Below are 12,578 nucleotides of genomic sequence, written 5' to 3'. Positions count from 1 at the left end.
GGGTATCGCTACAATATGGTATCAGCTGCAGAAATTATAGAGGAGGAGTCTGCCCATGCCGGGTAAAAGCCTAGAGAACATGCACGTAGCGGTCTTGGCGGGCGGTCGTTCCGCCGAGCGTGAGATCTCGCTCAATTCGGGAAAGAACGTCGTGGTGGCACTGAAGGAAGCCGGCTACACCTCGGTGGAGCTGCTCGACACGGCCGCCGATGACTTTATGGTTACCATGGCGACCGGCGGTTTCGACGTGGCATTTATCGCCATGCACGGCGCCGGCGGCGAGGATGGCGCCATGCAGGGTGCCATGGAGACCCTGGGTATCCCCTACACGGCCTCGGGCGTGCTTGCCAGCGCCTGCGGTGCCGACAAGGAGGTCTCTAAGCTCCTGTACGCCAAGGCGGGCATTCCCATTGCCCCCGGCCTTGCGCTCGAGGTGGGCGATGAAGTCGATATCGATCATATCGTCGAGGTTTGTGGCGAACGCTGCTTTGTGAAGCCGGCCGTCAACGGTTCCAGCTATGGCATTTCCCTGGTCCATGAGCCCTCCGAGCTGCCATCGGCAATCGCCAAGGCGTTTGAGTACGGCGACAAAGTGCTGGTCGAGAAGTGCATCGAGGGTACCGAGATCACCGTCGGCGTATACGGCGAAGATGACGTGCGCGCTCTGCCGATTGTCGAGATTCGTAAGCCCGAGGACTGCGAGTTCTACGATCTGGACGTTAAGTATGTCGACCCTACGGACATCCATCGCATTCCGGCGCAGATTTCACCCGAGAATTACGCTCGCGCTCAGGAGCTTGCCTGTGCCGCCCATAGGGCCCTCGGTTGCCTGGGTATCTCGCGCAGCGATTTTATTGTGAGTGAGGACGGCCCCGTTATCCTCGAGACCAATACCATTCCCGGCATGACCGATACGTCCCTGTATCCGGATGAGATCCGCCACACCGACGACATGACGTTCCCGCAGGTCTGTGACAGCCTGATTCGTATGGGCCTTCGTCGAGCGGGCGTTGCATGCTAATCGAGGACGCGGTTTCGTCAGGAACGCCGCAGTTTGTCATCGACTCCTATGCCACGCTTGCCGAACGCGCCAAAACGCAGTCCTTCGGCCTTATCGAGGAAGATGTGATTGTCCTCGATACCGAGACCACAGGTCTTTCGGTGCAGGACAACGAGCTGATCGAGATCTCGGCGGCCCGTCTTTCGGGCCGCGAGGTCATCGACCGCTTCGATACCTTCGTGCATCCCAAGCAGCTGATTCCCGCCGAGATTACCGAGCTCACGAGCATTACAAATGCCGATGTGGCAGATGCCCCGTCGGCCGTTGAGGCCGTCGCCGCTCTCGCCGATTTTGTCGGTGGTTGCCCGGTTATCGCGCATAACGCCACGTTCGACCGCTCGTTTATCGAGTCGGTCAAAGGCGGCGTCAACGTGAGCGATATTTGGATCGATTCGCTGGCGCTGTCGCGCATCGCGCTTCCGCGCCTGGCCTCGCACAAGCTGTCTTTTATGGCCGATCTGTTTGGCTGTGACTCGGTATCACACCGTGCCAATGCCGACGTCGACGCCCTGTGCGGCGTATGGCGCGTGTTGCTCGTGGCACTCACCGACTTGCCCCAGGGCCTCATGGCGCGCCTGGCCGACATGCATCCGGACGTGCCTTGGTCGTATCGTCCTATCTTCTCGTTCTTGGCAGGGCAGAACCCTGGTTCTATCTTCTCCCTCAGCGCCGCTCGTGCTGACGTTCTCAAGGCCGATCGCGCCGACGATCGGGTGGACGCCGACGAACTGCCGGTCCTCAAGATGCCGAGTCGTGAGGAGATTGAGGCAGACTATGCGCCAGGTGGCCTGGTCAATCGCATGTACCCCACCTACGAGCCGCGTGATGAGCAGATCGCGATGGCGCTCGAGGTCCGCGATGCGCTGGTCACGGGCACTCATCGTGTAATTGAGGCGGGCACGGGCGTCGGCAAATCGATGGCCTATCTGGTGCCTTTTGCCGAGGCAGCACGCCGTAACAACATCACGGTTGGTATTGCGACCAAATCGAACAATCTTGCCGACCAGCTCATGTATCATGAGCTGCCAAAACTTGCCGAGCAACTGGACGGTGGCCTGTCATTTTGCGCTCTCAAGGGCTATGACCACTATCCGTGCCTGCGCAAGCTTGAGCGCATGAGCCGCGGCCAGGTCGAGATTACCACCAAGCGCGATCCGGCGGACACGCTCACGGCGGTCGCGGTCATTATGGCGTACGTCTGCCAATCAGCCGATGGCGACCTCGACTCGCTCGGCATTCGGTGGCGCAGCGTCAACCGCCCCGACTTTACGACGGCCTCGCGCGAGTGTGCTCGTCGCCTCTGCCCGTTTTTCCCTGATAAATGTTTGGTCCACGGCGCTCGCCGTCGTGCAGCGCATGCCGACGTGGTGGTCACCAACCATTCCCTGCTGTTCCGCAATGTCGCGGCCGAGGGCAGGATTTTACCTCCGATTCGTCATTGGGTAATCGACGAGGCCCATTCCATCGAGCGCGAGGCGCGCCGTCAGTGGGCGCGCGTGGTGTCGGCGGACGAATCACGCGTTCTGTTTGAGCGCCTGGGTGGCTCGAGCACCGGTGCGCTAAGCCAGGTTTCCCGTGATTTGGCAACCTCCGAGGGCTCTACGCTCTATCTGGGCCTTACTGCCAAGGCGACGTCGACGGTTGCGCGCGCGAGCATGGCAATCGCCGACGTGTTCGATGGCGTTCGCGAGCTCGGCCGCCGTGCCCGTGGGGGTTATGACAATGCCAATCTATGGATTGGCCCCGAGCTGCGCGAATCTGACGACTGGCATGATTTCTTACAGTCGGCCTACGCTGCCATCGATGCATTGGAACAAGCTGACAAGAGCGTCGACGCGCTGGTGCAGGCTGTCGCCGCCGACAAGCCCGAGGTTGTTGTCGACCTGGGCGATATCTCGCGCCGCCTGCACGAGCTGGCCGAGAACCTCAAACTCATCATTGACGGCACCGATGAACACTACGTGTATTCGCTGCAGGTCAATCGCAGGTTGCGTGCCGGCGGAGAGTCAATGACCGCAGAGCGCATCGACATTGGCGAGGCCTTGGCAACCGAGTGGCTGCCCGAGGTTCACACGGCTATCTTTGCCTCGGCGACCATGACGGTGTCCAAAAGCTTTGAACACTTTAACCACGCGGTCGGCCTCGATCGCATCGGTGCTTCAACATCCTCATCGTTGCACTTGGACTCGAGCTACGACTTCGATTCGAACATGGCTGTAGTCGTTGCGGGCGATATCCCCGATCCGCGCGATCGTGAGAGCTATCTTACGGCGCTCGAGCGCGTGCTGGTCGACGCCCATCTTGCCATGGGTGGATCGGTGCTCACGCTGTTCACCAATCGGCGCGACATGGAAGACCTGTACGCCCGCGTTGAGCCCAAGATGGCCCGTGCGGGTCTGGAGCTCAACTGCCAGCAGCGCAACTCATCTCCTCGTCGCCTGCGCGACCGGTTTATCAACGAGCCGACCTCCTCGCTTTTTGCGCTTAAGGCCTTCTGGGAGGGATTCGACGCCAGCGGCGAGACGCTGCGCTGCGTCATCATTCCCAAACTGCCGTTCTCGAGCCCCACGGACCCGCTCTCGTGCGAGCGCAACCTGCGCGAAGACCGCGCTTGGGCGCGCTATTCGCTGCCCGAGGCGGTGCTCGAGGTCAAGCAGGCAGCCGGCCGCCTTATCCGCTCGTCGACCGATTGCGGCGTGCTGATTCTGGCCGACCCGCGCCTGGTGACGAAGGGCTACGGAAAGAAGTTCTTAACGTCGCTGCCCACGAGCTCCTACCAGCGCATCGAATCGGCACAAATCGGGCACTATCTGCAACTGTGGCGCGCACGCCACGAACGGCGTCGCTAAAGCGGACAGACGAGGGTTTTTGCCATATCGCACAGACGCTTTGACAGGGCGGGGTCATCCAAGATGCGGATGGCTCCGCCCGCTGCGATTACCTGGCTCAGTAGCCAACGCTCGGCACCGTAATGCACGGTTACCGTTGCCATGTCTGCCCCGCTGCGCTCGATTTGGGTGATGCCGGCCCAGTCCAGATGCTCCGCCATATCGAATGGCATCAAGAGCTTTGCGCTACGCTGCGTCCGGGCAAGGGAATCGTGGAGGGATGCAACGTCCTGTACATGAGGCACGACGGAGTCTTCCGTCAAGGTGAGTCCCTCGATTTTATCCATGCGATAGGTGCGCTGCTCATCGACCGCGATGTCCCAGGCAATCAGGTATGTTTGGTCGCCGTTTGCCGCAATGCGCAAGGGGTCGACCAGACGCTCGCGTGGCCGTGCATCGTCCATCGAGCGATACGAGATACGGCAGCGAACACCGTCCTGAATGGCGCAGCTCAGCTGCTGCCAGTGCGACCCGTGGCTGACGGTGTCAAAGACGCGCTGGTTGTAGCCGAGCTCTTCGGGTAGAAGGGCATGTCGAATCCGAGCCGCCGCCTGGGGCTCGATCCCCAACGATTCAAGTTCGTGGTTGAGCACAGCGCCCTCGGCGGCACTCAGGCGCAGCGGTAGCACACGCCCGGCGTCACCGGTGAGGACCACACACTCGCCGCGGCATTCGCAGATGATGCGCGCGCCCGATTCTCGGTCCGCGAGCGTCGAGACGATCTCGAGAATCTCGTCGAGTGATACCCCCGTGATGTCAAAGCGGCTGCAAATTTCGGTTCGTGTCATGCCGCTCTCGCCGGCGGCGTAGAGGGCCTCCATGATGTCGATGGCGCGCGAGAGCCTCTGCTCGCTGGTGAGTTTACGCACGGGCATGCTCGTGCACCGTCCTTTCAATGAGGTGGTTCCATGCCTGCTTGAGCGATTTGGGGGCCATGGGCCTCATGCCGTCCATGGCGTGGGCCATGCAAAATGAAGCGGCGGCTTCAAGATCGCGCACGTCAACGGTCCAGGTCCATCCGGCGTCGGTGCGCGCGAGCTCGCCTCGTCCGTGCGTGAGACCGTTGATCATATCGATCTGTGTCTGAGGGGCGAACGAGAACGTAGCTGCAACGGGCGGTCGGTCGGCAAAATCGAATTCAAAGAACAGGTAGTCGCTGAGGTTGAAGTCCGCAGGGATGGCGTAGGCCTTCGAAGGACGCCAAGCGCGAACGATACGGTCGCAGCGGAATGTCCTGATGTCGTCGGTGACATTGTCGAGGCCGCAGAAGTACGCCACGCCCTCACGCTCGAACATGCCGTAGACGCAGACGGTACGTTCTTTCTGCTCGCCGCGTCCGTTTTGGTACAAAAAGCGCAGCGCGCAACGCTCGGCAAAGGCACTCCATACCGCATCGACGGCGGGAGAGCGGCGGATCGGCGCCTCGTCTATCGCCGTCCTACCGGTGAGATAGGCAATCTTGGAGCGAATATCGGCAAGCGGTGCGGCAAAAGTGGATGAGCCGGCCGCTAGCGTCTGGTCGATGGCGTTGAGCAAGATATCGGCGTCGTCTGCGGTGATGAGGCCGCCTGCAGCAAACGTGTGCTCGCGGTCGATTGTCCACGAGCTTTCCTCGGTCTCCTGCGCACCGGCAGGACGAACCTCCTTGATTAAGATGCCACGCTCGAGCAGTTTGTCACGATCGCGCCGAAACTTGCGCTTATCCGAGTCGATGTTGCCCGAGCCATATCCCAGGTCAGAATCCAAGACGATCTGCTCGGTCGTCAGCGGTTCGGGGGAGCTATTGAGCACAAAGAAAAGATTGAGGATGCGCTGAGCCGTTTTATCGAAACTGGGCTCCGAATTCCCCTTTTTAATTGTCGCGGTCGCGTCGCTTGCCGTCATAGAGTCCTCGCATGAGAAGGTGGTTTGCTGCCATGATTTTAGTCCGATATGGAGATTAGGCTATATCCTTGTCCGCTCGGGGCGTTAAGATGGCCCGAATTCGGTCGTTTGCGCTCGCTCGGGGTATACTTTCGACTATATACGGTTCTAATGTGCATGCATTGGGCCTATTTGTCGGATTATGGATGTGGAGCGCACATGGCGAACACCCAGAACTATATTAACCACCTGCTGCAGAACACCGGCATTACGCCGGCATGCAGCGAAGAAGAGCGCTTGGCTGCCGAGGATATCGCTCAGATCTTCCGCAACCACGGCTTTGATCCCGAGGTTCAGGAGTTCAATGCCCCGGCGCCCAGTAGATTGGCGTTTGCCGTTACCGGTATTCTTGCGTTTGCCGGCGCCCTGCTGATGGGTATCGGCGGCGGTATCGGCTTGGTCGGCACCTTGCTGGCCATTGTCGGTGCCGTTCTTTACGTGCTCGAGCGCACGGGCCACCCCGTGGTTTCGCGTCTGGGCAAGACGGGCGTGAGCCAAAATGTCATCGCCTACCACAAGGCCTCGGGCCCGCTCGCGTCTCCGCGCAACCGCCCGGTGGTCGTTGTCGCACACTACGACTCTCCCCGTGCTGAGCTGCTCGCCCGCGAGCCCTATGCTTCGTATCGTGCGCTCATTGCCAAGCTGTTGCCCGTTGCCACGGTTGCCCCTGCTGCCGTTGCCATCCTGCGTATCCTGCCGCTCCCCGGCGCGCTCAAGGTTCTGCTGTGGATTGTCGCGATCCTCGCTTCCCTCGTTGCACTTGCCAACGCGGCAAACATCATCTCTAACCGCCACATTCTTCCCTATACGTCCGGCGCGGTGTGCAACAAATCTTCTGTCGCCGCTATGCTCGGCGTTATGGACAACGTTGCTCCCTTCCAGGGTGAAAACGAGTTTCCCGACGATGTTCCGTTCGATACCTATTTTGGGGAGCAGAAGCGTCGTGCCGAGGAAATGGCGCGCGCAGCGGCGGAATATGCCGCGGCCCAGCAGCAAAACGACTACGGCAACACCATCGAGTATGAAGAGCCTACCTGCGCCGAGGACGAGTTCGGTCAGCCGATTGCTCCCGACGCTCAAACCGAGCCCGAACAGGGTGAGGCTTTCGACGAGCAGATCGAGGGCTTTGAGGGTGCGTCTGCCGACGAGACGCTGATCGGCGCCATCGTGCCCGAGGATCAGAATCAGGCTGTCCAGGCCGAAGAGTTCAATGACGAGGTTTCCGCTGCCGAGTCGGTGGAGGAGCCTGTCGCGGCCGAGCCCGAGCCCAAGCTCTATCGCAATGCCGCCGGCAACATCCGCTTTGGTTCGGATGCCATCCGTGCGCTCGGAATGCTTCCCGAGTCCTGCACGCTCGATTACGAGGAGGGCGAGGAGCCGACGTTTGAGCCCGAGCCTGCCCCCGTCGTGACTGCACCTGCGCCCGCTGTCACCGTGGATGATGAGTCTGCCGCGGTTGCCGCTGCCGTTGCCGAGCCCGAGGCGGTGTCCGCGATCGATCCCGCGGCAGGACTGGACGTTTTGGCTCCCGCCGCGCCGGCGCAAGACGTTGCGGACGAGTCTGACGACGATTACGTTGAACAGCCGAGGCGCGTGTCTTACGAGAGCGATACTGATTTCTCGGCCGAGATTCCCGCGGCAACGCCCCATGCCGACATTGCATCCGCGTTCTCGTCGATTGGCGCCAGCGCTTCCAACTTCTTTAAGGGTGCGCTTGCAAAGGGCAAGAAATTTGTCGACGATTTCGAGGAGAAGCGCGCTGCCGCACGCGAGGCTGCCGAGCAGGAGGCTATCGCTCAGCAGCAGGCAGCCGAGGCGGCACGTGAGCACGCGGCGCAAGAGTTCGAGCAGAACGAGGCTATGCAGTCCGCGCCCGTCGACGCCGCCGAAGCTACAACGTCCTTTGAGTCCCAGCAACCGGCGTCCGCGGATGTTGTTGAGGCGACGACGTCTTTCGAGGCCCAGCAGCACGTCGATAGCACCATGTCGTTTGATGCCGCGCAGTTCGATTCCACGATAACGTTTGAAAAGCAAGGCACCGCGATTGCCGAGCCCCTTCCTGTTTCCGATGAACAGGGCGACGCGGCAGACGATGACGAGCCTATTGATGCTGCCGAAATCCAAGATGCCGCCGAGGACGAGTCCGTCGAGGCCAACTCTGACGAAGAGCAATACGCGGCAGCCGAGCAAGATGATTCGACCGAGGCCGAGCAGGAGGAAGTGTCTGTGGTTTCCGAGACTCTCGAAACGGATGAGTCGAGACCTTACTCCACGCAGATTTTCACCATGCCGACCCCGAGTGGTTCCGGTGCCACGGTTGCCAATGTCGCTCCCACCCAGGACGAAACGGTCGATTCCCTTATGGCCCAGATTTCCTCCCAAGCATCGCCGCGTCCGCAGATGAATGTTCCCGATCCGGCGTCGGCACCGTCGCCTGCACCCTCCTCGTCTCCGCTGGCTTCGGTCCCCGATCCGTCGCTGCCGTCTATGAAGCAGGCAAACGTTGCGTCTCGCACGTCGCTGTTCGACCTTCCCGATCCCTCTGCCCAGGTCAACGACCCCTTTGCTACCGCCCAAGGTCCCGAACCCACATCGGCACCCGTTGCGCCTCCCATGCCCGTTGCGTCGGGCGCGCAGCCGATCGAGACCATTTCGGCTCCCGCCCCGGCGGCACCCAAGTCTCGTAAGCGCGGCCTGGGTGGCCTGTTCGGTCGTAAAAAGAAAAACGAGCAGGACAGCATGAGTGACTGGCTGGGCGTCGAAGACGATTACGATGCCAAGAAGTCCGGTCGCGGTATCGGTTCGTGGGATAACTTCGAGGACGATAACGATGGCTGGAAGGGTGGCGCTACGTCTTCCGATGGCGCTTCTTCCGAAGATATGCTCTCGGCTGTCGCCTCTATGGGCGATGATGAGCTGCTCGGTCACGATATCTGGTTTGTGGCAACGGGCGCCTCGGATTGTGATGGCGCCGGCATGAAGGCCTTCTTGGCTTCGCATCGCGATAAGCTCCGCGGCGTATTCTTCATCAATCTTGAATCCGTCGGCGCCGGTAGGCTTTCGGTTGTGACGGTCGAGGGCGAACAACAACTGCTCAAGGGCGATCGCCGCATCATGAACCTGGTCAGCAAGGTCTGCAAGTCGTTCCATGTCGATTGTAGCGCGCTCGAGATGCCCTATGCCAAGACCGATGCCTATGCCGCGCTCGAGGCGAGCCGCCGAGCCCTCACCATCGCCGGCGTGGACGGCACGCGCCTGGCTTGCGCTCGTACCGAGGACGACCTGCCCCACAATGTCAACCCGACGAACATTGCCACGGTATCCGAGGTTGTGACCGAGGTTATCCGCCGTTCGTAGACGGAGCTCTAAGGAGTCAACGTGTTTTCGTATATTAAGCGCCATTGGCCTGTCTACGTGATTTTGACCTTGATTGCCATTGCGTTAGGATTTGGGGCCGCCTACATCGTGGGTGCGAAGGGCTCGACCCCCGCCTCCGCAATCAGCGAAGAGGTGGAGCAAGAACAGAGCACGGGTGCCGATGGGATTCCTGAGTCCGAGCAGGCAATCGTTGATGGTGGATCTTCGTCTGCAGAGTAGATACGGCGATTTACATGATTGAAAGCGGGCGAGCCAGGGGACTGGCTCGCCCGCTTTTTCATCGCGCTAGCGCTTCTTTGGGATCGACCTAAGGCGAGCGAACCATAGGGCTGCGGCACCCGAGGTCAGGAGCGCGGTGATGCAAGCGGCGATGGGAACTGATCCTGTTGCCGGTAGGTCCTGCGGTAGGGTACAGCGTTGAATGACGCTGTCCTCGTCATGTGACTCAAGTTTATCGCCGCCACCGTTGCGGCAAAGATCGACGCGCGCGCTGTTGGTGAGTGCGGTTTGGGGCGTATAAGCCGACGTTGCCTGCATGTGTACGACTGCGCCCCGAGCGTCTGTGCCAAGGATTGCTTTGGCATCGTCAAGGTCGTCGTGCTCATCTTTGAGATCATCGCGGGTCCAAGAATCCGCATCGCTTCGAGTCGTAAAGTCGGCGGCTACCGCACCGTATTCAATTCGAATGCCCGTTACGACGGTATTGGATGCAAGGTCGAGTTCTTTCGCCTCGAGTGTGGTGGATTCCGTGGTCGAGATATCCGCCTTCCAGAGGTGCCAACCGTCGTAATCGACGAGGCGACAGTCCTCACCCAGGCTCTCTTTTACTTCGTCGGACTCAAGCCAAGGATTTTCGTGCCCATCGTCAAGTGTCGCGTTTGCCGGCTCATCGACGTCTGTCGAGTCCAACGGCGTCGTGCGATACCATACGTTGCACAGGCCGTTGAGGTCGCCGATGGCGACGGGGGTTTCGATTGAGATGAATCTCGCTGTGCCGTCTTTGGCGCACTCAAGATCATCGGTAATCGTAAACTCATCAACCCAAGTAGCGGAATCGTTTCGAGCATCGATGGTATAGGAGAAAAGCCCATCACTATTGGTTTGCGTCGCGGCGCGGTTTTTACCATCGCCGTTAGCCAACAGGCCCTTTTCGATAGGTTGGACAAGTTCCTGACGCTTGTCGACCTGCCCCTTGATCTCGATGGGTGCATCCTTCATCGCGACGGATTGGACTTCTCCCGTATCCTTTATTTCAAACGTTATCTCTTCGGCAAGGTCATAGGTCCGCGGAGAAATCATTTCGCGCAACGAGTAGGTGCCGGGTGCAAGATGTTCGACGCGGTGCGGCTTGTCGGATGAGGTCCAGGAGTCTATTTCGGTTTTATCGGGACCATATAAGGTGAGTTGTGCGCCTTTCACTTCCTGCTCTCCGCTTGCATCGACCTTGGAGATATCAACCTTGGTGTAATCGTCGGATACGTTAAGCCGTGCTTCTACAACGGGTGTTTTCTGGTCGGCATAAGTAAGGTCGACAATATGGGTTGTCCGATCGAGCAAGAAGCCTGCCGGCGCTTGAGTCTCGACAACCTCGTAGCGTGCGGTGCCAGATCCCAGCGGGAGGTCGTCCGCGCGTGCTTCTCCAGTTTCATCCGTCGTGACGGTCGCGACAGTCTCACCGTCGAGCGCGGCAATGCTACCGTCGGGGCGCACGATATCACCCGAGGCACGGATCTCAAAGATGGCGCCCGCGAGGCTGCTGCCGTCTACGGCATCGGTTTTAACGATCCTGATGTTTCCGGTCGCGGCGTGGTCATAATACGAGGCGATTGCAACGGGCGTTAGGTTCATGTCGGCGGGTATGTTTACCTCGATCTCTTCGTCGACAAGATAGGGCTCTTTGGCCGAGGTTTCGCGTACATAATAGGTGCCCGGCACGAGCGATTCGGGCAGTGTGACGGTCCCGGTCGCGTCAGTCGTAAAGGTGTCCATTACGTTATGTGCTGGATACCAGCAAGTTTGTGAGACAGGTTCATGATTGCTGTCGAGGAGTTGGAAGGTGAATCCGGCTAGTGGAACAGAAGCGCCTGTTTGGGCATCGCGTTTTACAATCTGGAGATGCGTCGACAGAGCGTGGTTGTCCACGATATATTGAAGCTCGGCGCCGTTGGAAATCTGATTGGCCCCGACGGTCCATTCCCCTGCACGTTTAAAACCCTCGGGGACGGTTTCCGGAACCTCGCGAATCGTGTAGCCGGCACGGTCGTATGGGACGGCTCCGTGGACACCGGCGGGTCGCTTGCCTGTGCCGAACCATGCTTCGGGCTGATCTTTGGTGGAGGCAAAGCCATAGATGTTTGTGGTCAGTGTGCCAACAACCTGCTGAGAGCTGTTGCTGACAACCTCAAAGACAACACCTTCCGCCGGCTGCTCCAGGCCGGATTGGTCGCTATTGCCGTAATCCTTGAATTTGGAAATCTCAAGGTCAAACGCAATGGGGATATCGGAAATGCGAGATTCGATCTCGACCACGCCTGAATCGCCGAGCTGGTCGGCTCCAACGGTATAGGTCCAGCTGTCGTTGGATGGCAGGTAGCCCTCGGGGGCTTTTGATTCGTAGATGGTAAAGGTTCCTAAGGGGACATCGGCGATGGTGGCCTGACCGCTTTCGTCGGTCGTGAGGATTTGCGCCCATCCAGGGGTTGATTGCGACACACACGTGAACTCTGCTCCTGCGAGTGAAGAACCTACCTGGGGGCCGGCATTCGTCGCGGTATCGAGTTTTACGATACGCAGGTTGATGGTGCCGGGCTGTTCATCAATGGCGACCCGCCCGCCGTCATTCCCCGTGGTAAAGGCGATGCGATCGTGGCGGGGGACATAGCCGGCCGGCGCCTTCGTTTCAACTAGGTAGTATGCTGTGTTGGGCAGAAGTGTTGCTTGCGCCCGACCGTTGCTGTCCATCTGGATGGTGCCAACACGTGCGTCGCTGGCGCTCTCAAAAACATCGAATGTTGCCCCGGCAAACTGATAAGTATTGTTTCCGCTGGTAATGGCAGCGTTTGCAGACTGCTTTTGGAAGGAAACAGAGACCGCCGGCAGTACATAGAGCATGTCCTGACGTTTGCTGCCGCCCGATACGGCTCCTAGATAGCGCCGCGCGCGGTGCGGAGCGGCTTTGATGCTTCCTGATTTTGCGCTGTCGTGGAGCCACCGCGCCGCCGCCACGACTTCATTGTCGGCGGTAAAGTGCCCACTCTTGGTTTTGCCCTGAGCGGTCGTGTAAGAGTAGGTACCGTCGACATGGGTAGTGCCGTTGAGCATCCATACGG

Annotated in this window: 7 protein-coding genes; 4 read left to right on the top strand and 3 right to left on the bottom strand. The window is 59.7% G+C overall.

The annotated features are described in order from the left end of the window. Positions 1 to 55: 55 nt before the first annotated feature. Entirely contained in the window at positions 56 to 1,021 is a 966-nt protein-coding gene (locus tag AB5164_RS00700) for a D-alanine--D-alanine ligase family protein (RefSeq protein ID WP_368147728.1), read from the top strand. Then, a complete protein-coding gene (locus AB5164_RS00695) occupies positions 1,015 to 3,909 on the top strand; it encodes a helicase C-terminal domain-containing protein (RefSeq protein WP_368143136.1) in 2,895 nt (964 codons plus the stop codon). The genes AB5164_RS00700 and AB5164_RS00695 overlap by 7 nt, the downstream gene beginning before the upstream one ends. On the opposite strand, the gene AB5164_RS00690 is transcribed toward AB5164_RS00695, so the two are convergent. Beyond that, complete coding sequence (locus tag AB5164_RS00690) at positions 3,906 to 4,823, bottom strand: helix-turn-helix transcriptional regulator (protein ID WP_368143137.1); 918 nt, start codon at positions 4,821 to 4,823, stop codon at positions 3,906 to 3,908. The two genes, AB5164_RS00695 and AB5164_RS00690, sit on opposite strands and share 4 nt — an antisense overlap. Further along, positions 4,810 to 5,832, bottom strand: a complete 1,023-nt coding sequence (locus tag AB5164_RS00685) for a helix-turn-helix transcriptional regulator (protein ID WP_368143138.1) — start codon at positions 5,830 to 5,832, stop codon at positions 4,810 to 4,812. Before AB5164_RS00685 ends, AB5164_RS00690 begins: the two co-directional genes overlap by 14 nt. Before the next feature lie 198 nt (positions 5,833 to 6,030). Between AB5164_RS00685 and AB5164_RS00680 the strand changes: the two genes are divergently transcribed. Together AB5164_RS00680 and AB5164_RS00675 are read left to right on the top strand one after the other, a co-directional pair. Next, positions 6,031 to 9,228: a hypothetical protein gene (locus tag AB5164_RS00680; RefSeq protein ID WP_368143139.1), complete on the top strand. Its 3,198-nt coding sequence runs from the start codon at positions 6,031 to 6,033 to the stop codon at positions 9,226 to 9,228. Positions 9,229 to 9,249: 21 nt separating this feature from the next. Then, on the top strand, positions 9,250 to 9,468 hold the full coding sequence (locus tag AB5164_RS00675) for a hypothetical protein (RefSeq protein WP_022094153.1): 219 nt from the start codon (positions 9,250 to 9,252) through the stop codon (positions 9,466 to 9,468). A gap of 66 nt (positions 9,469 to 9,534) precedes the next feature. Here AB5164_RS00675 and AB5164_RS00670 read toward each other — a convergent pair. Next, a partial coding sequence (locus tag AB5164_RS00670) for an MSCRAMM family protein (protein WP_368147726.1) occupies positions 9,535 to 12,578 on the bottom strand: 3,044 nt, incomplete at its 5' end.

Source organism: Collinsella aerofaciens (assembly GCF_040915425.1).
In the GTDB taxonomy this organism is placed as follows: domain Bacteria; phylum Actinomycetota; class Coriobacteriia; order Coriobacteriales; family Coriobacteriaceae; genus Collinsella; species Collinsella aerofaciens_BW.
This window is presented reverse-complemented; position numbering and strand designations above follow the sequence as displayed.

Bases quoted from the DNA above. Each gene is read 5' to 3' on its own strand.
- AB5164_RS00700 (WP_368147728.1), top strand. From the start codon at position 56: ATGCCGGGTAAAAGCCTAGAGAACATGCACGTAGCGGTCTTGGCGGGC.
- AB5164_RS00695 (WP_368143136.1), top strand. From the start codon at position 1,015: ATGCTAATCGAGGACGCGGTTTCGTCAGGAACGCCGCAGTTTGTCATC.
- AB5164_RS00690 (WP_368143137.1), bottom strand. From the start codon at position 4,823: ATGCCCGTGCGTAAACTCACCAGCGAGCAGAGGCTCTCGCGCGCCATC.
- AB5164_RS00685 (WP_368143138.1), bottom strand. From the start codon at position 5,832: ATGACGGCAAGCGACGCGACCGCGACAATTAAAAAGGGGAATTCGGAG.
- AB5164_RS00680 (WP_368143139.1), top strand. From the start codon at position 6,031: ATGGCGAACACCCAGAACTATATTAACCACCTGCTGCAGAACACCGGC.